Raw genomic sequence first — 21,391 nt, forward strand, 5'->3', positions numbered from 1 at the left:
ATGAATTTGGGGAGAGGGTGTGCGCGTGAAAGTGGCACTGTTCGCGACCTGCCTGACCGACACGTTCTTCCCGTCGACGGCGCGTGCCGTGGTGCGTCTGCTGGAGCGGCTCGGCTGTTCGGTGGAGTTCCCGCTCGATCAGACGTGCTGCGGGCAGATGCACTTCAACACCGGCTATCGGGAGCAGTCGAAGCCTCTGGCGCGCAAGTACACCGACGTCTTCGGCGGCTACGACTTCGTGGTTGCGCCATCCGGGTCATGCGCGGGCATGGTTCGGGAGATCCATCCCACGCTGGGTGAGTCTCCGCCGCGGACGTTCGAGCTCGCGGAGTTCCTCGTGGACGTGCTCGGTGTGACGGACGTGGGCGCGTGGTTCCCTCACCGGGTCACCTACCACCCCACCTGCCACTCGTTGCGCATGCTGGGCGTGGGGGACAAGCCGTTGGCACTGCTCAGGGCGGTCAAAGCGCTCGATCTGGTGGAACTGCCGGACTCGACGCAGTGCTGCGGCTTCGGCGGCACGTTCGCGATCAAGAACGCCGAGACGTCCACGGCCATGCTCGCGGACAAGATGCGGTGCGTGCTCGACACCGGTGCCGAGGTTCTGAGCGCCGGTGACAACTCCTGCCTCATGCACATCGGCGGTGGCCTCTCACGGCTGCGCACGGGCGTCCGGCCGGTGCACCTGGCGGAGATCCTGGCTTCGACGGAGGAGGACCCGTGGCGCGCAACCCCGTGACGTGGCTGGGCAGCCCGACGTTCCCCAAGGCCGCCAAGATCGCGCTCGCCGACACCCAGCTGCGGCAGAACCTGCGCAAGGCCACCGGGACCATTCGCGGCCGGCGCGCGGCGGCGGTCGCGGAGATGACCGACTGGGAACAGCTCAGGGTCGCCGGCGAGCAGATCAAGGACGACGTCCTGTCGCGCCTCGACACGCTGCTCCTTCAACTGGAGGAGTCCGTCACGGCACGAGGCGGCGTCGTCCACTGGGCACGGGACGCCGCTGAGGCCAACCGGATCGTGCTCGACCTCTGTCGTGCCGAGAACGCTTCCGAAGTGGTCAAGGTCAAGTCCATGGCCACGGCGGAGATCGGGCTCAACGAAGCCCTCGAAGCCGGTGGCGTGCACGCGATCGAGACCGACCTCGCCGAGCTGATCGTGCAGCTCGGCGACGACAGGCCGTCGCACATCCTGGTGCCCGCGATCCACCGCAACCGCTCGGAGATCCGCGAGATCTTCCAGCGCCGCATGGGGGTCGAGGTGTCGGACGAGCCGGCGGACCTCGCCGAGGCGGCGCGGGTGTACCTGCGCCAGAAGTTCCTCACGACCAAGGTCGCGGTGTCCGGCGCGAACTTCGCCGTGGCCGACACCGGGTCGATCGTGGTGCTGGAGTCCGAGGGCAACGGCCGGATGTGCCTGACCCTGCCGGACACCCTGATCACCGTGATGGGCATCGAGAAGCTCGTGCCGACGTGGCAGGACCTCGAGGTCTTCCTGCAGCTGCTGCCCCGGTCGTCCACCGCGGAACGGATGAACCCGTACACGAGCGTGTGGACCGGCGTAACACCCGGCGACGGCCCGCAGAAGTTCCACCTGGTGCTGATCGACAACGGCCGCACCGCGACCTTGACGGATTCCATCGGGCGCCAAGCGTTGCGCTGCATCCGGTGTTCGGCGTGCCTCAACGTCTGCCCGGTCTACGAACGGACCGGCGGCCAGTCGTACGGCTCGGTCTACCCCGGTCCGATCGGCGCGATCCTGACGCCGCAACTGGTCGGTGACATGCACGACCCGCAGGCCGCCTCACTTCCTTACGCCTCTTCACTTTGTGGCGCGTGCTTCGAGGTCTGCCCGGTGCGCATCGACATTCCGTCAGTCCTCACGCACCTCCGTGCCGAGGTCGTGGAAGCCAAGGGACGCACGGCGGAGTCGGTCGCGATGGCGGCCGCCGCATGGATCTTCGCCTCGGCCTCCCGGTACGAGAAGGCGCAGAAAGCCGGTTCCCTGGCCCGGTTCCTGGCCAGGGACGGGCGGATCACGTCCCTGCCGTGGCCGGGTTCGAAGTGGACGTCCTCACGGGACGTTCCCGCTCCCCCAGCAGAGTCCTTCCGAGCGTGGTGGAGGAAGAACCGTTGCCAAAAATGATCAATGCAGCCGCACGCGAAGAGATCCTGCAGCGGATCCGGGACGCGAAGGTGCCCGCAGCTCAACCCGTGATCCGCGGCTACAACCAGAAGGGACCGGGCGGCGTCGAGCTGTTCGCCGAACGGGTCGCCGACTACCGCGCGATCGTGCACACCGTCTCGAACGTGCCCGAAGCGCTGACATCGTTGCAGGGCAAGCGAATCGTGGCGCCGCCGGACGTTCCGGAGGAGTGGCTGGTCGACGGCGTCACGTGGCTGCGCGAGCCGTTGTCGATCGAGGAGCTCGACCAGGCCGACGGCGTGCTGACCGGGTGCGCGGTGGCGATCGCGGACACCGGCACGATCGTCCTCGACGGCGGCGAAGCCCAGGGACGTCGTGCGCTCACGCTGCTGCCGGACTACCACCTGTGTGTGGTGCGGGCGGACCAGATCGCGGCGTCGGTGCCAGAGGCTCTCCAACGGCTGGAGCCCACACGGCCGTTGACGTTCATCAGCGGTCCGTCCGCGACGAGCGACATCGAGCTCAACCGGGTGGAGGGCGTCCACGGCCCACGCACCCTGGAAGTCCTCATCGTCACTTGAGCAGGCGTGACAACCGGCGGTCGGCCAACGGCTTGCCGCCGGTCTGGCACGTCGGGCAGTACTGGAACGCCTTGTCCGCGAACGACACCTCACGAACCGTGTCACCACAGACGGGGCACGGCAGCCCTGTCCGCGCGTGGACCCGGAGCCCCGACCGCTTCTCGCCCTTGAGCCGGGCCGCGTCCTGCCCGACCGACCGCGCCACCGCGTCGGTCAGCGTGCTGATCATTGCGTCGTGCAGCCGGTCCAGTTGCTCCTCGTTGAGCTTTCCGGCCGTCGCATAGGGGGACAGCCGCGCCATGTGCATGATCTCGTCGGAGTAGGCGTTGCCGATGCCCGCGATCAGGCCCTGGTCGGTGAGTGCCGTCTTCAGCCGCTCGGTCCGCTTGTCGAACAAGTCTTCCAGCTGCGTGCGGGTGATCCCCAACGCGTCGGGGCCCAGCCTGGCGACGCTCGCGATGGTCTTCGGGTCGCGCACGATCCACGCCGCGAGCCCCTTCTTGGTGCCCGCTTCCGTCAGGTCGAACCCCGGCCCCTGCCCAGGCGGTCCGAGGTGCACGCGCAACGCCAAAGGCCCTCGCCCCTGTTTGGGCGGCGGCGCGGACATGGTGTCGGCCCACCTCAGCCACCCCGCGCGAGCGAGGTGAACGACGAGGTGCAGGCCGTCCGCGACCTCCAGGTCGAGGTGCTTGCCGTGCCGGTGCGCGCCCACGACCTCCTGGCCGTGCAGCGCGGTCCACGGCGGGTCGAACGTCTTGAGCACCTGCAGTGACGCCACGTCGACGCGGTGCACGGTGCGGCCCACTGCGTTCTCACGCAGGTGGTGGACCAGTGCTTCTACCTCGGGTAGCTCGGGCACCGGTCCAGTGTCGCATCAGTCGACGGGTTGCAGCGGGCCCTCGACGTCCGGCAGCGAGTGCATCTCGATCGTGCGAGCCACCCGCGAGGCCTCCTGACGCACCGCCAGCGGGCCCCTGACCTGCCCGATCCACCGCTCTGGCGGCAGCTCGTCCGCCGTGGCCTTGCTCTCCGCGACCAGCGTGTGCGGCCGTCGCAGCGCCCAGCGGACCGGGAAGAAGGCGAACAGGAAGATCAGCGCGAGGATCAGCCACGCGGGCACGACGACCTGGTCAGGCGTCCACGCGACCAGCACGACCACCATGACGAGCAGCATTCCGCCCATCATGATGCCGGGCAGGGCACCGCCGCTGACGTCGTGCTCGAAGTCGTCGGATTCCACCGGGTTGCGCCACTCGATGCGGCTGTGGACCGTCCACATCCGCCCGTCGGCACCGCGCACCAGCCGCGTCATGTACCCGTCTCCCACGCTCGGTCGGTCTTGGTCAAACCGTACCTGGCGCGGGGCGAGCCTTGTGGGTGAACTCGGCCGAGCTTGATCGTCACCGTCAGTTCTCGTAGGCCGGCTTCGGGTAGAGCGTGATCGTCGTGGCCGTGGTCTGCGCGGTCGAGCACGGCTCGGAGGGCGGCGGTGGCGGTGGCTCGGAGGTCGTGGACGGCGTGTTCAGCGACTTGACGTCACGCGCCGTCGTGGTCACCGTGCTGGCCACCTCGGACGAGGCGGACGACGAGCGCCCGACCGGCAACGCCCGCTCGGTCGGCGGTTCCCGGTGCTGTTCCTGGGCAGGAGGCGCGTTGGACGTCGTCTTGCGCACGGTCTCCTCCCGCTGCCCTCCGCCGGGGTTGACCACGTTCTCCTGAGTCTTCTCCTGCTCGGCCTGGGGTGGCGGCGCGACCACGAGCTCCTGACTGTGCCCTGAGCTGGCCGAACCCGAGGTGTTCATGGCGATCACCGGGTGCTGGTCCGGCTGCAGGACCGCGACGCCGGGGCCACCGTTGAACACCGCGGCCATCGTCCCGAACAGGCCGACGGTCGCCACGCTCGCGGCCGCGATGGCCAGTTTCGTCTTGCTGAGCAGCACCTTGCCTGCGAACGCGAGGCCGAGCGTGGACGGCACGATCAGGAACGCCGCGTTGGCGCGCAGGGTCGCGCAGACCTCGTTCAGCTCGGTGTAGAGCTGTGAGCAGGACGAACAGGTGTCCAGGTGGGCTCGGATCCGGCGTTCCTCGACGCCCTGGACCCCGCCGGCGGTGTAGGTGCCGAGCTTCGAACGGATCGCCGCGCACGACGAACGCCCGTCGTCAGCGGCGAGGTGGGCCTGCAAGTAGGCCGCACGGAGGCCCTCACGCGCGCGACGGGCCAACGCAGACATGGCGTTCGGCGAGAGACCGAAGTGCGGTGCCACGGTGGCGGGGCGCTCGCCCTCCACCTCGACGCGCCACAGCACGACCCGCCAGCGTTCCGGCAGGCTCGAGAAGGCTCTGGTGATGAGGTTGTGCTCGGCCCGGCGGTTCGCGTTGTCCGCGACCGGCTCGACGCGGCGGCTCAGTTCCTCGTCCTCCACCGGCACGTCCCGGCGCCGGCCGCTCCACTCCCACGCGACGCGGCGGGCCACCGTCAGCAGATAGGTGCGGACGTGGTCCGTGGGACCGCTGCCGCGGCGGATCGCCTGCAGCATGCGGAAGAACGCCTCAGCCGTGAGGTCATCGGCTTCCGCCGCCTCGCGCACGTGCCTGAGGGAGAAACGGCGGATCGCGTCCGCGTGCCGGGAGAACAGTTCGCCGTAGGCCGAGTCGTCTCCTTCGCGCACCCTGGCGAGCAGGTCCCGGTCGACCTCGTTCTCGTCGACCATCACAGGCTTCAACATGCCATAAGGGGCCAGACCTGCTCCTGGATGAGAACAGGTCGATATACAAGAGCATCCGTTCGGCGTGGGCTGATCGGCGCAACGCGATCGGTGACGAGACGGTCACAGGTGGGCGTCGGACGGTCGGACGAAGAAGATCGAGCGACTATCGTCACGGGCGTGGTGGACTGGCGGGAACGCGCTTCGGCCCTGGTGCCGGAACTTCGTGCTGTCGCCGAGACCGAGGAGTGGTCCTGCCACGTCTTCTTCTCCGAGCTGTCTCAACTGGCGATGGAAGCACACCGCGAGCAGGACGACGACGTCCTGCGGCGCGCGTACGGGTTCGCGCACTGGTGTTTCCACCAGCCGGAGCAGTTCCTGGAGAACGCGGCACTGATCAGCTTCTACGAGCACGTGTTCGACGACTGGGACCTCCGCGAGGAGGTCGCGGCGTGGCTGCCGGTCGACGTGCTGCCCAAGGTTCGGGCGTTGTGGGAGTGGCGCTGGCCCAAGGAACAGTTGGACGAGGTAGATCAACTGTTGGCGGGTTTGCAGCCCCCCGGTCGAGACGCCGTCTAGCGCTGTTGTATAGTTGTTCCCCGTAAGGCAGTGCGGATGTAGCGCAGTTGGTAGCGCATCACCTTGCCAAGGTGAGGGTCGCGAGTTCGAGTCTCGTCATCCGCTCCACTCGGGACGGCTCATGCTCATGGAGAGCATGAGCCGTTTCGTTTCGCCATGATGTTGGGGGGACGACCCCCAAACCCCCCGCGTGAACTCAAGGGCCGGTACTCAAATGAGTACCGGCCCTTTGTGTTGTTCACCGTTGGCGGGGTGATCGCCGGCCAAGTCCGTGGAAAGGTGGACACGTCCGCTCGAACCGTCCCGTTCGAGCTCGTGCGAGAAGGACTTGGAGACCATGGCTGTCACCCAATCGGCAAGCGCGCACTGGGAAGGCTCTCTCATCGAGGGCAAGGGCAACGTCAACCTCGACACGTCCAAGAGCGGCAGCTTCGACATCGACTGGAAAGCCCGTGCCGAGGAGGCAGGCGGCAAGACCAGCCCGGAGGAGCTCATCGCGGCGGCGCACTCGTCCTGCTACTCCATGGCGCTCTCGCACGCCCTGACCGGAGCGGGCACGCCGCCCACCTCCATCGACACCAACGCGAAGGTGACCTTCAAGGCCGGCGACGGCATCATCGGCATCCACCTGACCGTGCGCGCCAACGTGCCGGGTCTCTCCGCGGAGGGCTTCCAGGAGGCCGCCGAGGGCGCCAAGGCGAACTGCCCGGTCTCCAAGGCGCTCGCGGCCGTCGAGAACATCACTCTGGACGCCGCCCTGGTCTGAAGCGCAACGCCGCAGGCCCGTGACTGATCAGGTGCCTGCGGTAGCGCACGTCGCCGGGCTGCTCGGCCACCTCGGACGAGCGGTCGAGCAGCTCTTCGGCGACGATGCGGCCCTCCAGCCTCGCGAGCTGCGCTCCGAGGCAGTAGTGCGGGCCGTGCCCGAAGCCCAGATGCGCAGGCACGGACGGCCTGCCGGGATCGAAGTCCTCGGTGAACACGCGCGGATCGCGGTTGCCCGCCGCGTAGTCGAGGAACATGTGGTCGCCCTCGGCGATCTTCACCCCGCCGATGGTCACCGGACACGTCGCCGTCCGGAAGAAGCCGATGAACGGCGCGTCGAGCCGCACCACCTCCTCGACCACGCCACCCAGTCGACGTTCCCGCCGGTCGAGCCGCAGCAGAGTGCTGGCCAGCAGGTTCGTGGTCGAGTCGGTACCGGCCACGACGATCGCGAGGCACAGCGACAGCCGTTCCTGCTCGGACAGCTGCCCACCCTTGAACGCGTCCGAGCGCCCGAAGTAGGCGCAGAACTCGTTCATCCCGGTGAAGTACGACCCGAGGATCCGTTCGCTGACCTCCTCGCCGCTGGTCAGCTCCAGCACCGGCGCCACGAACTCGCGGAACAGCGGGAAGTCCCGTTCCGGCACTCCGAGCACGTCACCGACGACGCCCAACGCGAGCGGCGCGGCGAACTCGCTGACGAAGTCCGCCTCTTCCGGCAGTTCGTCGAGCAACGCCCGTGCGCGTTCCCGAATTGGGTCAGCCATATGGCGCACAGCCGATGGGGTGAATTTTTGATTCGCCGCCGCACGGATTCGGGCGTGCCTCGTGCCGTCCGCCGTGTTGAGCGAGGACATCAATTCCAGCAATCGCCGCTGCTCCGGCGGCAGCAGTGCCGCTACGGCCGCGACCTGCGGGCCTGCCATGTTCCGGGAGGAGAACGTCGCCGGATCAGCCAACACTGCACGTAGATCGGCGTATGCGGTCACGCGGTGGGCGTTGATTCTCGGGTCGAATTCCATTGAAGTATCTTGTCCCGGTTCCAGCCTTTGTCGGGGGCTGACGACAGGACGAATTGAAGTGATCATCCGGCTGCTCGGACCGCTCGAACTCACCGGCCCGAACGGAGCAGTCCACCTCAGCAGCGCGGGACAGCGGACCCTCGTGGCCCGCCTTGCCCTGAAACCCGGTGAAACGGTGCCGAGGAGCGCGCTGATGGACGCGCTCTGGTCGGACGAGGTGCCGGCCACAGCCACGAAGACCCTGCACAGCCTCCTCGCGCGTCTGCGCGGCCAGATCCGGGACGCCGGGCTCGGCGAGCTGATCACCACCCGCGAACCCGGCTACGCGCTGAACGCGCCCGCCGACACCGTTGACGCGGCACGGTTCGAGGCGCTCGTCGCAGCATCACGGCAGAGCGACGGGCCCGCAGAGTCCGCGAAGCTGCTGCGCGAGGCCCTCGCGTTGTGGGTGGGTGACCCGCTCGCGGACTGCCGGCCGGGTGAGTGGATCCGGCAGGAGTCCGCGCGCTCACCGAGCTGCGCATGGACGCGACCGAAGACCTGATGGAGGCGTCGCTGGAGCTCGGTGAGCACGCTGCGGTGGCGCCGTTCGTGAACGCGCTGGTCGAGCAGCACCCGTTCCGCGAACGGCTGTGGGAGCAGCTGATGATCGCGCTCTACCGGTGTGGCCGGCAGGAGGAGTCGCTGGCCGCGTTCCAGCGAGCGCGCGGCGTTCTGGCCGACGAGCTGGGCATCGAGCCCAGCGCCAGGCTGCACGACCTCGAACAGGCGGTGCTGAGCGCCGATCCACGTCTTGACCTGCCAGAACGTGCTCCCGTCGTGGTGCACGGCAACCTGCCGGCCGACCGATCGAGCTTCGTGGACCGCCCGGAGACCGAACACGTCGCCGGCCTGATCAGGCAGCACCGGCTGGTCACGTTGATCGGTGTCGGCGGCGTGGGCAAGACACGGCTCGCGATGCACGTGGCACGCGGCGAGAAGCCACCGGACGGCGTGTGGCTGGTCGAGCTGGCGGCGTTGCGCGACAGGGCGCTGATGCCGCACACCGTGGCCGAGGCGCTGGGCGTGGCCGACCAGACCGGGCGCGGGCAGCTGACCGTGCTCACCGAGTTCCTCGCCGATCGGGACGCGCTGCTGGTGCTGGACAACTGCGAGCACGTCGTCGATCACTGCGCGGTCCTGGTCGACACGCTGCTGCGGGCTGCGCCTCGGTTGCGGGTCATCGCCACGTCGCGGCGCGCGCTGCGGGTCTACGGCGAGCAGGTGCTGTCCGTGGCGCCGTTGTCCGTGCCTTATCCGGCGGCGACGTTGTTCGCCCAACGCGCCGATGCCGCGATGGCCGGCTCGTTCGTCATCACGAGGGCGAACGAGCAGGCCGTGACGGACCTGTGCAGGCGGCTGGACGGTATCCCGCTGGCGATCGAGATGGCGGCGTTGCGGGTGCGTGCGCTGACGCCGGCGCACTTGCTGGAACGGCTGGACGACCGGTTCAAGGTGCTGACCAACGGCGGGCGGACCGCGTTGCCGCAGAACCAGACCCTGCTCGCAACGATGGACTGGAGCTTCGATCTCTGTTCGCCGCGCGAGCAGCTGCTGTGGGCACGGGCGTCGGTCTTCGCCGGCAGCTTCGACCTCGCCGCGGCCGAGGCGGTGTGCTCGGACGACTCGCTGACCGCGGACTTCATGTTCGACGCCGTCGACGGGCTGGTCGACAAGTCCGTGCTGCAGCGCGAAGAACACGTCGGCGTTGCGCGCTATCGGCTGCCGGAGACCATGCGCCAGTACGGGCAGACGCGGTTGCGTGCGAGCGATGAAGAACCACGGCTGAAGGCGCGCCACCGTGACTGGTACGCGGGCGTTGCCGCGCAGGGCGAGCGGGCCTGGTTCACGTCACGGCAGGCCGCGACCGTCGGAGCGATGACGGCGGAGAGCAGCAACCTGCGAGCTGCGCTGGAGTACTCGCTGACGACCCCCGGCGAAGCCGACACGGGACTGCGACTGGCGGCGACGCTGTGGTTCTACTGGGTCGGCTGCGGGCGGTTCGACGAGGGACGGCACTGGCTGAACTGGGCGTTGTCGCTTGAGACCGAGCCGTCACGTGCACGCTGCAAGGCCCTGTGGGTCAGCGGGTACGTCGCGACGTTGCAGGGCAACACCTCCGCGGTGCCGGCGTTGCTGAAGTCGTGCCGCACCGAGGCCGCCCTGCTCGACGACGCGGACGCCGACGTCTACGCCACCTACGTGCAGGGTGCGGCGGCGGTGTTCGACGGCGATCTGCGGCTGGGCGCGTCGTTGCTGGCCGAGGCCGACCAGCGGCACACCGAGCTGGGGCACCTCGACAGCAACGTGATCATGGCGCGGGTCTCGTTGGCGATCACCGTGGCGTTCGGCGGTGAGCTCGACAAGGCGGCTTCGTTGTGCGTCGAGGCTCTGTCCGTGTGTGAGGAGAACGGTGAGCTATGGGCGCGCGCGTACGCCTTGTACGTCCTGGCTTACGTCACGATGGGACGCGGTGACGTAACCGAAGCCCGCGAGCTGGCCACCTCTTCGTTGCGCATCAAGGAGAAGTTCGACGACCTGCTGGGCATCGCGATGTCGGTGGAGCTGCTGGCGCTGATCTCGGTGATCACCGGGTCTCCTGCGCATGCCGCACTGCTGCTGGGCGGCGCGGACCGGGTGTGGCAGTCGGTCGGGCCGCCGCTGTTCGGGTCGGCGAACTTCGCCGCGTCGCACGACCACTGCGTGGCGTTGTGTCAGCAGGCTTTGGGCGAAGAGGCCTATGGCGAGCACTTCGCACGCGGTGCCGCGATGAGGTTGGCGGCAGTGGTCGCGGCGGCGCAGTCGTGACGCGGTTCGCGTGCACACCCAATGCCGAACCGTTGCCTCAGTCTGCACGCCAGGTCTTCCCCTGGAGTGGACCATGTGTGCGTGGACCGCGACAGAACGCTCGCGCACCTGAGCGACGACGACTGGCTGAGACCTGACTCGTCGTCCACCCAGCTGTACCGGGACCTGTGCGCGTTGCGCGACCTACCCGTGGGGCAGCTGACGCCGACGTCACTGCACCTGCTGGTGACGCATCAGGTGGGACTGGACGTGACAGCGCTGCTGGCGCTGGAGCACGTGGAGTCCGACCCGCTGCGGTCGGTTGCGCTGTACCCCGGCGACCTGCTGGCCGCTCTACTGAGAGTAGATCCCACCTTTTGGACCGATCACCCGGAGTTGCTGACCCGAATGTCGGCTTTGCTGGATCGGCTGCGCACGTTGCCAGAAGGCGACTGGCAGCTGCTGGTGTCGGCGGCCGAGCAATTTCCCGGTTAAGCGCGCGTTAGGCGAGTCTTTGCCGCGTGCTGAGTTCCTTGCAGCATGGCTAAGACTCTCGCGGCTGCCGGCCTCACGCTGGCCTCTCTCGCCGCCACCGCTGTGTTCTTCTCCCCCGTGGCTTCTGCCGAGACCTGCAAGGCTTCCTACTACACCGGTGGCGGCACGACCGCCAGCGGCGAGCGCTTCGACCCCAACAAGCTGACGGCCGCGCACAAGACCCTCCGGTTCGGCACCAAGGTGAAGGTGAAGAACCGCTCCAACGGCAAGACCGTGACCGTACGGATCAACGACCGCGGCCCGTTCATCACCGGCCGCTGCATCGACCTGACCCCGAGGGCGTTCAAGGCGATCGCGCCGTTGTCACAGGGCGTGGTCGGCGTGACGGTCACCAGGGTTTGATCCAGTAGAAAACTCCCGTTTTGCTTGACCCAATCGAGTGAACGAGATAGGCAATCCGGGTGTTGGCGGCGATGAGCGGGCCGGGTCGGCTCGCAACCGGGGCGCTACTGGGCGCTGTCGTCGCCGCGTTTTACGTGCTCGCGCCGCATGTCGGATCGTTCGCATCGGGCGATCCGACAGGTTCGGGGGACGACAAACCGGCGCGTGTGTCGCTGATCAACACCCCTTCGCTGATGCCCACGCCGACCGAGGCGCAATCACAGACAGTGGCGTCCAGTTCGTCGTCCGCGCCGTCTTCTTCTTCCAAGACAACGACTACGACGACCGCCACGACAACCGCTCCTGTCGTGACAACAACTCAGGCGCCACCACCCGCCACCACGACGACCACGCGGCCGCGGCCTCCAACGACGACCACGACCACGAGGCCGTGCGGCATCATCTTCTGCTGACGCGTCGCTCGTAGACCCTGTTGAAAGGTGCGGGTCGGTGAGCCAATGCACCGGTGGGTCTCGCCACAACCAGGTCACGACTTGAGAGGCCAGCACGATCCCTTTCGGGGGCACGGGCACAATGTCCGAGTCTCATGTTCGCGCGGAAGGGGGTGCCAGGGGTGACCTGGCAAGACGAGCTGCAGAAGCTCGACAACGAACTCGCCTCTGGTCGGATCTCGGCTGACGACTATCGTCGTCGCCGGGACGAGATTCTCTCCGGCTCTGCGGGTGGTGCGCCCGCCCAGAGTCCTCAGCAGGCTCCGTTCGCTCCCCCGTTCAAGTGGGAGGCGAAGCCGCCGAGCGGACAGAACTCGGACGCCACGCAGGTGGTTCCGAACCAGATGCCGCAGCAACAGCAGCAGCCGCAGCCGCAGCAGAACCACAACCCGGACGCCACGCAGGTGGTGAACACGCAGCAGCGCTCGAACGACGCGGAGCGGACCCAGTTCGTCTCGCCGGTCGCGCCGCCGCACGGCCCCGGCGGTTGGGGCCAGCAGCAGCAACAGCAGGTCGCACCGCCGCCGTGGGTCGGCGGTGACTTCGACGCGATCAATCAGCCGTCACCAGGCTGGAGCCACGGACCCGAGGTCTTCGACGAGTCCAGCGGCGGCGGCAAGGGCAAGGTCATCGGCATCGTTTTGGCCGTGGTCCTGCTCGCCGGCCTCGGCTTCGGCGCCTACTGGCTGTGGGGCCGCGGCGGCAGCGACCCCAACGGGGGCGGCCAGACCTCGAGCGCCCCGACCAGCGCCACCTCGAGCGCACCGCAGGACCCGTTGCAGGTCGGCAAGGTCGCGGGCAACCCGCAGGAGCGCAAGGACATCACGACCTTCGCGCAGATCGAGGGCCTCAAGCCGCCGTACCTCACGCCCGGCGAGGTCAACGCGTACAAGACCGCCGGTGGCGCCAAGTCCAAGCTCAGCCTGGCCACGCCCGCCAAGGGTGTCAGCACCACGATCATGATCGTCACGGCGTCCGAGAACGCGGCAGCGAACAACTGCGCGCTCGAGCTCAAGGACGTCCAGACGACGAACGGCATGACCGAGGTGACCTCGGACGTGCCCGCCAAGACCTACGTCACCCAGGTCGATGCCAAGGACGGGCAGCCGGCCCGCATCCGCGGCCACTACTCGAGCACGAAGTACGTGGTGCGCATCGACGTCACGGCCGCGACGCTGGCCGAGGCCATGCAGCACTTCAAGGCCGCGGCCGAGATCCAGATCAAGGCGATGCCTGCTGATGCCTAGAGTCACCGCCTGCACGGTGGTCGCGAAGAACTACCTGCCGGCCGCCCGAGTTCTTGCCCGTTCCTATCTCGAGCACCACGAAGGCCACCGGTTCGTCATCCTCGTCATCGACGCCCCGTGGGGCAGCGTCGCCGACGAGGACGGCGTCCGCGTCGTCGGACCTGACGCGGCAGGCATCGGCGAACTCGACTACCTGCGCATGGCCACCGCCTACTCGGTGACCGAGCTCGCGACCGCGGTGAAGCCGTACCTGTTGCGCCGCCAGCGCGAACAGTCCGACGTGGTCATGTACATCGACCCGGACATCAAGGTGTTCGCGCCGATGCCGGAGCTCGCCGAGCTCGCGGTGGAGCACGGCATCGTGCTCACCCCGCACTTCCTGGAGCCGCTGCCGCGCGACGGCAAGGAGCCCAGCGAAGCGGTGATCATGGGAACCGGGATCTTCAACCTGGGCTTCGTCGCCACGGGCCCAGGTTCCGAGCCGTTCCTCGACTTCTGGGCCGAGCGCCTGCGCCACGACGCGATCGTCGCGCCGGAGCGGCAGCTCTTCACCGACCAGCGCTGGGTCGACCAGGTGCCCGCGCTGTTCCGGAACCACGTGCTGCGCGATCCCGGCTTCAACGTCGCCTACTGGAACCTGCACGAGCGCTCCATCCAGAAGCGGGACGGGAAGTACTTCGCCGACGGACACCCGTTGCGGTTCTTCCACTTCAGCGGTTACCGGCCGGAGCACCCGTGGCTGCTGACATACCACTGCCAGCGCCGGCCCCGGATCCTGTTGTCCGAGAACCCGGACCTCAAGGCGGTCTGCGACGACTACGGCACCGCGTTGCAGGCCAACGGATACGCCGAGACGCTCGACGCGATTCCGTACGGCTTCAACAAGATGGCCGACGGCTCGAAGCTCAGCCCGACCATGCGCGGGATGTTCCGCGACGCGTGGATCAAGGCAGAGGTTCCGCACGAGCGGATCTCCAAGCACGACAACGAGATTCCGCCGCACGCGTTCGGACCGGACGAAGGCCTCGGCTTCCGCCGGTGGCTGACCTCTCCCGCCACACAGGGGCAGGCCGCCGCCGGGCTCAGCCGGATCACGGTGGCCGTCTACGAGGCGCGCACCGACCTGCAGCTCGCGTTCCCGGACGTGCTGGGCGCGGACGCGGACGACTTCCGCGCCTGGTGCCGGACGTCGGGCGTCACCGAGGGCATGCTCCCCGAGTGGGGTCTGCCGGTCGACCCGAAGCCGGTGCGTGAGCCCGTCGACGAGTTCGGCGTCAACATGCTCGGCTACCTGACCGCGGAGCTCGGGCTCGGTGAGATGGGCCGGATCGTGCACGACGCGATCGAACTGGCCGGAGTGCCGATCGTGTCCGTTGTGGAGGATCGACTCGTCTCCAACCGCACGAACGTCGACCACCAGGGCACCATGGGTGAGCCGAAGTTCCCGGTGAGCCTGCTCGCGGTGAACGCAGACCAGACGAAGGCAGTGCTGGGCAACCACCCCGGCGTCGGCCACCACCGCTACCGCATCGGTCTGTGGGCGTGGGAGCTCGAGGACTTCCCCGAGTGGCTGCACTCGGCCTTCGCCCTCGTCGACGAGGTGTGGACGGTCAGCGACTTCTGCCGCGAGGCGATCGCCAGGCACTCGCCGGTTACGGTCAAGACGATCCCGGTGCCGGTGCGCGATCCCGGCGAGCCCGCACCGGCACCCGTCGGCGGGCCCGTGCAGTTCCTCTTCGCGTTCGACTTCAACAGCATCGGTCAGCGCAAGAACCCGTGGGGCGCGGTCACCGCGTTCCAGCAGGCGTTCGAGGGCCGCGACGACGTCCGGCTGGTCATCAAGGCGATCAACGGCAAGCTGCACCCGCTGAGCGCGGAACGCCTGCGTGTCCTGGCCGCCGACGACCCGCGGATCGAGCTGCTGGAGCGCTATCTGACGGTGCAGGAGCTGCACGACCTGTACGCCGACAGCACCGCCTACATCTCGTTGCACCGCAGTGAGGGTTTCGGCCTCACCGTGGCCGAGGCGATGGCGCGCGCCCTGCCGGTGATCTCCACGGACTACTCCAGCACGACGGAGTTCTTCGACTCCCGCGTCGGCTGGCCGATCCCGTACGAGCTCACCGAGGTCGGCAAGGGCAACTTCCCGTACCACGAGAACGCGGTGTGGGCTGACCCCGACCTGGCCGCCGCGGCACACGCCATGCGAGAGATCGCCGACAACCCTGCCGAGGCTCGGCGGCGCGGACTCGCCGCACGGGAGTACGTCCTGCGCACGAGGTCGATGGACGCGGCCGCGGAATGGATGCGCGAGCAGCTGACCAGCGCGTACGACAGCTGGCGCGCCAACCGGTACGCGACGGCCGAGCAGGCGACCACCGTCGATCCGCTGCAGCCGCTGCGGGACTCGAAGCAGGCCCTGCTGTGGCAGCCGGAGGCGGGTGCGCCGTCACGGTTGCCGGGTGCGCCCGCGATGCGCCGGGCCGTGCTGCGGGTGATCGACCACTACGACGTGCACCAGCGCAAGGTGATGGGCGCGCTCATCGAAGGCGTCGAGGACACCTCCGCGCAGATGCTGGCCCGCATCGAAGCGATGGAACACACCTTCGCCACCCGGCTCGACGAGGTCACCAAGAATCTCGACGAGGTCACCAAGAACGTGGCCAAGAACATCGAGCGGCTGGAGCGGGCGCCCGACCTCACCGCCGCACTGCGGGAGATCGCGCAGGCCGGCGAACGCGTCGGCGAGGACCTCAACGACGTCCGCGAGTCGATCAGCGGCGTGCGCGACCAGGTCGAGGCCGCGGAACAACGCCACCACCAGATGTTCGCCGACCGCGACGTGCGGATCGACCAGGACGAGCGCACGTTGCAGCAGATGAAGCGCGACCTCACGGCCGTGCACACCGCCGCGCGGCTCGACCACGCCCCGGTGCCTCGCGGCGCCCAGGTGGTGCTCTGCGACGCGGGCGCCCTGCTGGTGCCCGAGGACGACGTGGTGCTGCCGTGGCTGGCGTACCACCGGTCGTGGGAGGTCAGCGAAGCCGATCTCATGGCGGAGCTGATCGGCGAGGGCGCGTTCCTCGACATCGGTGCGCACGTCGGCTACCACACGCTGCGGCTGATGCAGCGCACGTCGACGCCGATCGCCGCCGTCGCGGTCGAGGCCAACCCGATGAACGCCGACTACCTGCTGCGCAACGTCTCGGTGGTTCTGCCGGCGGAGGTCGCGGAACGGGTCACCGTGCTGCCCATCGCCGCGTGGGACTCGGACACCGAGGTCGTGCTCGTCCAGGAGGAGGAGTTCAACAGCGGCGACCACCGCGTGCGCGAGAGCTCCGGTGACGACGACACCACCGGTGTCGTGGTGCCGGCGGTGCGGCTCGACGGCCGTCCCGAGGTCAACGGCCAGCGCATCAGCCTCGTGAAGGTCGATCTTCAGGGTCGTGACCACCGGGCGCTCGCCGGTCTGTCCGAGGTGCTCGAACGCGACCGTCCGCACGTCGTGTGCGAGTTCTGCCCCGGTGCGATCGCCGAGCTCGGCGACGACGCGGCCGAGGTGCTCGTGACGTACCGGAAGCTCGGCTATCACCTCGTTCCCGTGGACGACAACGGACCGGTGACGGGCGAGCATTCGGACGAAGAGCTGATCACCATGGCCGACTCCGCCGAGACGAAGTTCATAACTCTCTGGCTTCGCCCCCTCTGAGCTGCGCGCTCTCGTACCATTCGTCCGGACTCGCGGTCATCCACGCGAGCCTGGACCAGGGGGAAGTACGTGAGCCGGATCAACCAGGGCGCCACCACACGTCGCAGTGAGCTGCGCCGTGCGGTCGGCACCCTGGTGATCTTGGCCGTACTCCTCTCGATCGCCGGCGGCAGCTGGCTCGCCTGGGGCAGCGAGCTGGAGCTCGGCGGCGCGCGGGACGCCCGTCCGGTCGGCGAGGAAGGCCGCATGCCCGCAGATCCGCTCGCCATGGCGGACATGGGCGGCGTCCACGAGAACTACGAGCCGGTCCGCTCCTTCGGCGGCGTGCGCCTCGTCGACTTCCTGACCGAGGAAGAGCTGGGTGCGTACGAGACCGCCGGCGCGGCAGGAGCCCGCATGGCGGTGTCGATCTTCCAGGAGGGGAAGGCCACCCTGGCGGTCATCCAGGTCCGCGACGCTGACGCTGCCCGGACCGCCGCGGCTGAACTCGTGGCGCTCCAGGAGGGCTACGGGCTGCGGCTCTCCGCCCCGCACGTCTACCTCGCCAAGGACGGCTCGCTCATCAGGTCGGTCTACTCCCACGAGAACGTCGTGGTCCGGCTGGAGGTGCGCGGCGAGACCCATGGGTGGGTGGTGGCCAAGACCGCCGAGATCATGGCGGCCCAGTTGGAAGCGCTGCCCGCCGATGAGTAGTCCGCCCGAACCGACGCAGCCGATCGCGTCCGTGTCCGCCAGGCATGCAGGCCTGCACGCGCCTGTCGCAGTCGCGACCGTCCTGATCGCCTACAGCTTCCTCGGAGGGCTCTGGCTGAACCGGCACGGCTACTCGCCTGAGTGGCTCGTGGTCGTCCGCGAGTGGTTCAACAAGCCGCTCGGCCTCGGCGAGGACTTCGGTTTCCTGGCGATCGCGCTGCTGCTGATGTCCGTCGGCCACCTGTTGACCGCACGGGCGATGACCAGCCCGTGGGCGGTGTTCGCCAAGCGACTGGCCTGGCAGGCCCTGCCCCCGGCAGCGATCGCGGCCGTGCTCGGGCTCCTCTTCTCGCTGTTCGCCGACCCGCTCCCGCTCGCCTTCGACTACCAGGCCAACCCGTTGCTCTTCAGCCTGCTGGTCGGCCTGGCGTTCGCGGGACTGCTCGTCCTGACCGCACCACTCCTGCCGCGTCAGTGGCCTGTCGCGGTGGTCGCCCAGCTCGCCGTCGTGACCTTCACCCTCACGGTGGCCGGGATCGCGGACGTCCCGCAGCTGGGCATCCTCGCCGCTCTGGTGACGCTGCCGATCATCGGCGAGCTGCTCTGGCTGTCCAGGAAGGGCCTCGCCAGGTTCTGGGAGGCGGCCCCGCTCGCCCTCTTCTGCTTCGCCCTGCTGATGGTGTGCGAGCACCTCTTCCGAGAGGCGCGCGACTGGTGGTTCCCCGTGGCGGCGGTGAGCGCGCTGATGCTGATGCTCCTCGCGGTCCGCGGCGACGCCAGGGCAGAGCACCCCAGGCCCGTCGAGTGGCTCGTCAGCCGCAGCTACTACCTGGTGGTGCTGTGCGGGGTGCTCGCCTACCCGCTGGTGGGACTGCTGGACCTGCTGTCCCTGCCGATCTCGTACGTCGTCTCGTTGCTCGTCTGGGGCCTTGGGGCCGAGCTGCTGCACCGCTGGTTCGGGAAGTCGACATGAACACACTCACGAGCACGACCACGACGCAGGCCCGGCCACGCGGCAACGGCGGCGGGTACATGCACGGACTCGACATCCTGCGGGTGATCGCGTCCACGGCCGGCGTGTACGTGCACACCGCGAACTGGTTCGCCGTCAACCAGCGCGAATTCTCGCTCAACGGTGTGGTGCGGACCGTCGTGGCCGACCCGCTGCACCTGAACCCGCACCTGTCGTTCACCGACGTCACGATCTTCATGGTCATCAGCGGCATGGTCGTCACCCACGTCGCGGACCGGGAACGACCGGGGCAGTTTCTGCTGCGCCGGTTCGGGCGCATCATCCCGCTGCTGGTGGTCGTCCTCTTCATCACCGCAATGCTGATCAACCTCGGCGTGTTCCGGGCGGAGACGAAGCAGACCTCGCTGAGCTTCCTCGACGTTCTCGCCGGGGTCACCCTGACCGGTTTCTTCACCACGCCGACCGTGATCCTGGTCGGCGTCACCTGGACGCTACTGCTGCAGATCACCTTCTACTCGTACGTCGCGGCCACGATGCCGCTGTTGCGACGGAGGCCGTGGCTGCCGTCAGCCGCGGCAGCAGCGCTCGTGTGCGTCGGTCTGTCGCTCGCCAGCGGCCCGCAGCCGGAGCCCGTGCACCGCATCGGCGTGATCGCCACGTTCATCACGCTGATCTTCATCGGCCAGCTGATCACCCTGGTGCGCTCGGGCAAGGTGAGCGTCGGCACCGGCTCGGCCATCGGCGCGGCCCATTTCGGCCTGTTCGTCTGGGCGGACAAGCTCGGCGGCTACGCCTACGCGGGCGGCGGCATGGTCCGCACCGCATTCCTCGCGATCCTGCTGATCCTGGTCGTCATGTACATGAGCGGCCCGATCACGAAGTCGGCCTTTGTGAAGGCCTGGTCGGCGCGGACCTACGCGATCTACCTGATCCACCCGGTCGTCATCTACCCGACGCTCGCCGCCCTCGCGCCGAAGATCGGGAACATCCCGGCGCTGCTCGTGGCACTGGTGTTCACCGCCGCCGTCACCGAGGTGCTGCACCGCTACGTCGAGATGGCAGTGCACCAGCGCATTCGCCGCTGGGAGAAACAGCGTTCTTCGTAGTTGGCCTGCCACCGTCGGTATTCGTCCGTTACTCTCCTTGCCGTAACGCCATTTCGGGACCGCACGATGGCGAAGGGGGTCGGTCCCGCTGGATTCACCAGCGCGCGAACCCGCCGGCACGGCCAGCGCACGGTCGGAGAAGACGCGGGTCGCATTCATCGACATCGGCCGCGCGGTGGGCGCACTGCTCGTCTTCTACAGCCACATCGCGGCACAGTGGGTCGGCAAGCGGGACGAGAAATCGGCGTTCTTCGACACGCTCAACGCGGTGTCGAGCGATCCGTTCCACATGTCGCTGCAGGGCATCGGCGAGGTCGCCGTCCCGTTCTTCTTCCTGGTCAGCGGCTTCGTGGTCACTCCGATCGCACTGCGTCACGGCCAGGTGCGCTTCGGCCTGAACCGGCTGTCCCGCGTCTATCCCCCGATGATCTTCACGGTGCTGCTGACGGCGCTGCTGATCACCGTGGGCGGCGGCCTGCTCGCGACCGGCCAGTCCCAGACGATCAGCGCGTGGACGCTGTTCACCAACTCCGTGCTGGTGAACTACCTGATCTTCCCTCAGGTCGTGCTGGTCGGCGTGGCGTGGACGCTGATCGTCGAGGTCATCTTCTACGTCCTGCTGATCCTGCTGATCCCGGTGCTGCGCCGCTGGGTGTGGCTGGCGCTGGCCATCGAGCTGACGTTCGTGTTCGTCGTGCTCATGAGCCGCGCCCAGTTCGGCAAGTCCTGGTCGCTGTTCGCGGTCAACGTCTCGTACCTGCCGATCCCGATCATCGGCCAGATCATCTGGGCGACCACGACCAAGCGGATCCCGCTGTGGCTGGGCGGCCTCTACACGGCGGGCGCCTGGTCGTTGTACGTGCTGGGCGACGCGCTCAAGCTCGGCCGCGTCGACAACTCGTACAGCCTGGCGCTGGCCATCGCCGTCCTATGCTTCCTGCTGGGTCTCTTCGCCGAGCCGCGGCTGCGCGAGCGGAAGTTCTGGATCGCGCTGTCCGAGCGGAGCTACTCGATCTACCTGCTGCACGGCCTGGTCGCGTTCGCGATGCTGGACCTGCTGCGCCCGGCGGTGCCGCTGCTGCCGGCCGTCGTGATCGCCGTGGCCATCACCTTCGGGGCAGTGGAACTGAGCTACCGGTTCGTGGAGAAACCGAGCCACAAGCTCGCCCGCAAGCTGTCCAAGCCGAAACTGCGGCCCGCAGCCGAAGAGCCCGCCAGCGAGTCGGCCACCGAGTCGGCCGAGAGGGTCGCCGACTCGCGCGCAATCGTGACGGCAGAGGTCACCATCGAGATCCCGCGCCTGCGGGCAGGGCCACGGACACCTGCCTCCCAGCCGACCGAGGACGACCACACCCAGGTCCTGCCGCGCGTGCCGAGCTATCCCGCCAGCGATCCGGACGAGAGACCGAGGCGCCGCCGCCTCGAGGCCAACGCCAACGGAGCCGTCTCCGTGGCGCGACTGCTGGCGGACCAGGCGCAGAAGGAACAGAAGGCCAGGCAAAACCGGCCGACGAGGTGAGTCGCTCCCGCCTGCAACCCCGGGCGAGTGCTACACGTCTAGTACTTGTGTAGGTCACCACTCGGAGGCGACACATGTGGATCAGCGTGACATTAGTCACATTGGGCGGTTTGGCGTTTCTGACGCGAACCGT

Annotated in this window: 18 protein-coding genes, 1 tRNA gene and 1 pseudogene; 15 read left to right on the plus strand and 5 right to left on the minus strand. The window is 68.3% G+C overall.

The window, feature by feature from the left end; all coding sequences use genetic code 11:
* The first annotated feature begins 31 nt into the window (after nucleotides 1–31).
* The 3 genes from FXN61_RS02575 to FXN61_RS02585 are packed head-to-tail and all read left to right on the plus strand — an operon-like array spanning nucleotide 32 to nucleotide 2,726.
* Nucleotides 32–739 carry a (Fe-S)-binding protein gene (locus tag FXN61_RS02575; RefSeq protein WP_167969905.1) on the plus strand — a complete coding sequence of 236 codons (708 nt, stop codon included), beginning with the start codon at nucleotides 32–34 and terminating at the stop codon, nucleotides 737–739.
* The gene (locus tag FXN61_RS02580; RefSeq protein WP_167969820.1) at nucleotides 721–2,145 is read left to right on the plus strand and encodes a LutB/LldF family L-lactate oxidation iron-sulfur protein; all 1,425 of its coding nucleotides are present in this window, start codon (nucleotides 721–723) and stop codon (nucleotides 2,143–2,145) included. The genes FXN61_RS02575 and FXN61_RS02580 overlap by 19 nt, the downstream gene beginning before the upstream one ends.
* Entirely contained in the window at nucleotides 2,142–2,726 is a 585-nt protein-coding gene (locus tag FXN61_RS02585; protein WP_167969822.1) for a LutC/YkgG family protein, read from the plus strand. Before FXN61_RS02580 ends, FXN61_RS02585 begins: the two co-directional genes overlap by 4 nt.
* On the opposite strand, the gene FXN61_RS02590 is transcribed toward FXN61_RS02585, so the two are convergent.
* The 3 genes from FXN61_RS02590 to FXN61_RS02600 all read right to left on the minus strand — a co-directional run bounded on the left by FXN61_RS02590 (nucleotide 2,719) and on the right by FXN61_RS02600 (nucleotide 5,452).
* A complete protein-coding gene (locus FXN61_RS02590) occupies nucleotides 2,719–3,585 on the minus strand; it encodes an Fpg/Nei family DNA glycosylase (RefSeq protein ID WP_167969823.1) in 867 nt (288 codons plus the stop codon). The two genes, FXN61_RS02585 and FXN61_RS02590, sit on opposite strands and share 8 nt — an antisense overlap.
* Before the next feature lie 15 nt (nucleotides 3,586–3,600).
* On the minus strand, nucleotides 3,601–4,038 hold the full coding sequence (locus tag FXN61_RS02595; RefSeq protein ID WP_167969825.1) for a DUF983 domain-containing protein: 438 nt from the start codon (nucleotides 4,036–4,038) through the stop codon (nucleotides 3,601–3,603).
* A 94-nt stretch (nucleotides 4,039–4,132) separates the two neighbouring features.
* Nucleotides 4,133–5,452 (minus strand): sigma-70 family RNA polymerase sigma factor, encoded by a 1,320-nt coding sequence (locus FXN61_RS02600; protein ID WP_246290597.1) that lies wholly within the window; start codon nucleotides 5,450–5,452, stop codon nucleotides 4,133–4,135.
* A gap of 159 nt (nucleotides 5,453–5,611) precedes the next feature.
* Here FXN61_RS02600 and FXN61_RS02605 point away from each other — a divergent pair, with 159 nt between their 5' ends.
* From FXN61_RS02605 to FXN61_RS02615, 3 genes are all read left to right on the plus strand, one after another.
* Entirely contained in the window at nucleotides 5,612–6,010 is a 399-nt protein-coding gene (locus FXN61_RS02605) for a DUF7674 family protein (protein ID WP_167969826.1), read from the plus strand.
* Nucleotides 6,011–6,042: 32 nt separating this feature from the next.
* A tRNA-Gly gene (locus FXN61_RS02610) sits at nucleotides 6,043–6,118 on the plus strand.
* A gap of 229 nt (nucleotides 6,119–6,347) precedes the next feature.
* Complete coding sequence (locus FXN61_RS02615) at nucleotides 6,348–6,776, plus strand: OsmC family peroxiredoxin (RefSeq protein WP_167969828.1); 429 nt, start codon at nucleotides 6,348–6,350, stop codon at nucleotides 6,774–6,776.
* Here the strand turns inward: FXN61_RS02615 and FXN61_RS02620 are convergent.
* On the minus strand, nucleotides 6,751–7,542 hold the full coding sequence (locus tag FXN61_RS02620) for a cytochrome P450 (RefSeq protein ID WP_167969829.1): 792 nt from the start codon (nucleotides 7,540–7,542) through the stop codon (nucleotides 6,751–6,753). The two genes, FXN61_RS02615 and FXN61_RS02620, sit on opposite strands and share 26 nt — an antisense overlap.
* Nucleotides 7,543–7,699: 157 nt before the next feature.
* On the opposite strand from FXN61_RS02620, the pseudogene FXN61_RS56895 reads away from it, so the two are divergent.
* The 3 genes and pseudogenes from FXN61_RS56895 to FXN61_RS02640 all read left to right on the plus strand — a co-directional run bounded on the left by FXN61_RS56895 (nucleotide 7,700) and on the right by FXN61_RS02640 (nucleotide 11,520).
* Nucleotides 7,700–10,644 (plus strand): annotated as a pseudogene (locus FXN61_RS56895) (AfsR/SARP family transcriptional regulator).
* Nucleotides 10,645–10,725: 81 nt separating this feature from the next.
* Nucleotides 10,726–11,118: a contact-dependent growth inhibition system immunity protein gene (locus FXN61_RS02635; RefSeq protein WP_167969835.1), complete on the plus strand. Its 393-nt coding sequence runs from the start codon at nucleotides 10,726–10,728 to the stop codon at nucleotides 11,116–11,118.
* A 45-nt stretch (nucleotides 11,119–11,163) separates the two neighbouring features.
* Entirely contained in the window at nucleotides 11,164–11,520 is a 357-nt protein-coding gene (locus FXN61_RS02640) for a septal ring lytic transglycosylase RlpA family protein (protein WP_167969837.1), read from the plus strand.
* A gap of 130 nt (nucleotides 11,521–11,650) precedes the next feature.
* Here FXN61_RS02640 and FXN61_RS02645 read toward each other — a convergent pair whose 3' ends face one another.
* On the minus strand, nucleotides 11,651–11,851 hold the full coding sequence (locus tag FXN61_RS02645) for a hypothetical protein (protein ID WP_167969839.1): 201 nt from the start codon (nucleotides 11,849–11,851) through the stop codon (nucleotides 11,651–11,653).
* A gap of 282 nt (nucleotides 11,852–12,133) precedes the next feature.
* On the opposite strand from FXN61_RS02645, the gene FXN61_RS02650 reads away from it, so the two are divergent.
* The 6 genes from FXN61_RS02650 to FXN61_RS02675 all read left to right on the plus strand — a co-directional run bounded on the left by FXN61_RS02650 (nucleotide 12,134) and on the right by FXN61_RS02675 (nucleotide 21,258).
* The gene (locus FXN61_RS02650) at nucleotides 12,134–13,258 is read left to right on the plus strand and encodes an SHOCT domain-containing protein (RefSeq protein WP_167969841.1); all 1,125 of its coding nucleotides are present in this window, start codon (nucleotides 12,134–12,136) and stop codon (nucleotides 13,256–13,258) included.
* Nucleotides 13,251–16,967 carry an FkbM family methyltransferase gene (locus tag FXN61_RS02655; RefSeq protein WP_167969843.1) on the plus strand — a complete coding sequence of 1,239 codons (3,717 nt, stop codon included), beginning with the start codon at nucleotides 13,251–13,253 and terminating at the stop codon, nucleotides 16,965–16,967. The genes FXN61_RS02650 and FXN61_RS02655 overlap by 8 nt, the downstream gene beginning before the upstream one ends.
* Nucleotides 16,968–17,036: 69 nt before the next feature.
* Nucleotides 17,037–17,660, plus strand: coding sequence for a hypothetical protein (locus FXN61_RS02660; RefSeq protein ID WP_167969845.1), 624 nt, complete (start codon nucleotides 17,037–17,039; stop codon nucleotides 17,658–17,660).
* On the plus strand, nucleotides 17,653–18,633 hold the full coding sequence (locus tag FXN61_RS02665; protein WP_167969847.1) for a hypothetical protein: 981 nt from the start codon (nucleotides 17,653–17,655) through the stop codon (nucleotides 18,631–18,633). The genes FXN61_RS02660 and FXN61_RS02665 overlap by 8 nt, the downstream gene beginning before the upstream one ends.
* Complete coding sequence (locus tag FXN61_RS02670) at nucleotides 18,630–19,739, plus strand: acyltransferase family protein (RefSeq protein ID WP_167969849.1); 1,110 nt, start codon at nucleotides 18,630–18,632, stop codon at nucleotides 19,737–19,739. Before FXN61_RS02665 ends, FXN61_RS02670 begins: the two co-directional genes overlap by 4 nt.
* A 163-nt stretch (nucleotides 19,740–19,902) precedes the next feature.
* Nucleotides 19,903–21,258: an acyltransferase family protein gene (locus FXN61_RS02675; protein ID WP_446684928.1), complete on the plus strand. Its 1,356-nt coding sequence runs from the start codon at nucleotides 19,903–19,905 to the stop codon at nucleotides 21,256–21,258.
* Nucleotides 21,259–21,391: the final 133 nt, after the last annotated feature.

This window comes from Lentzea indica, assembly GCF_012184385.1.
GTDB lineage: Bacteria > Actinomycetota > Actinomycetes > Mycobacteriales > Pseudonocardiaceae > Lentzea > Lentzea indica.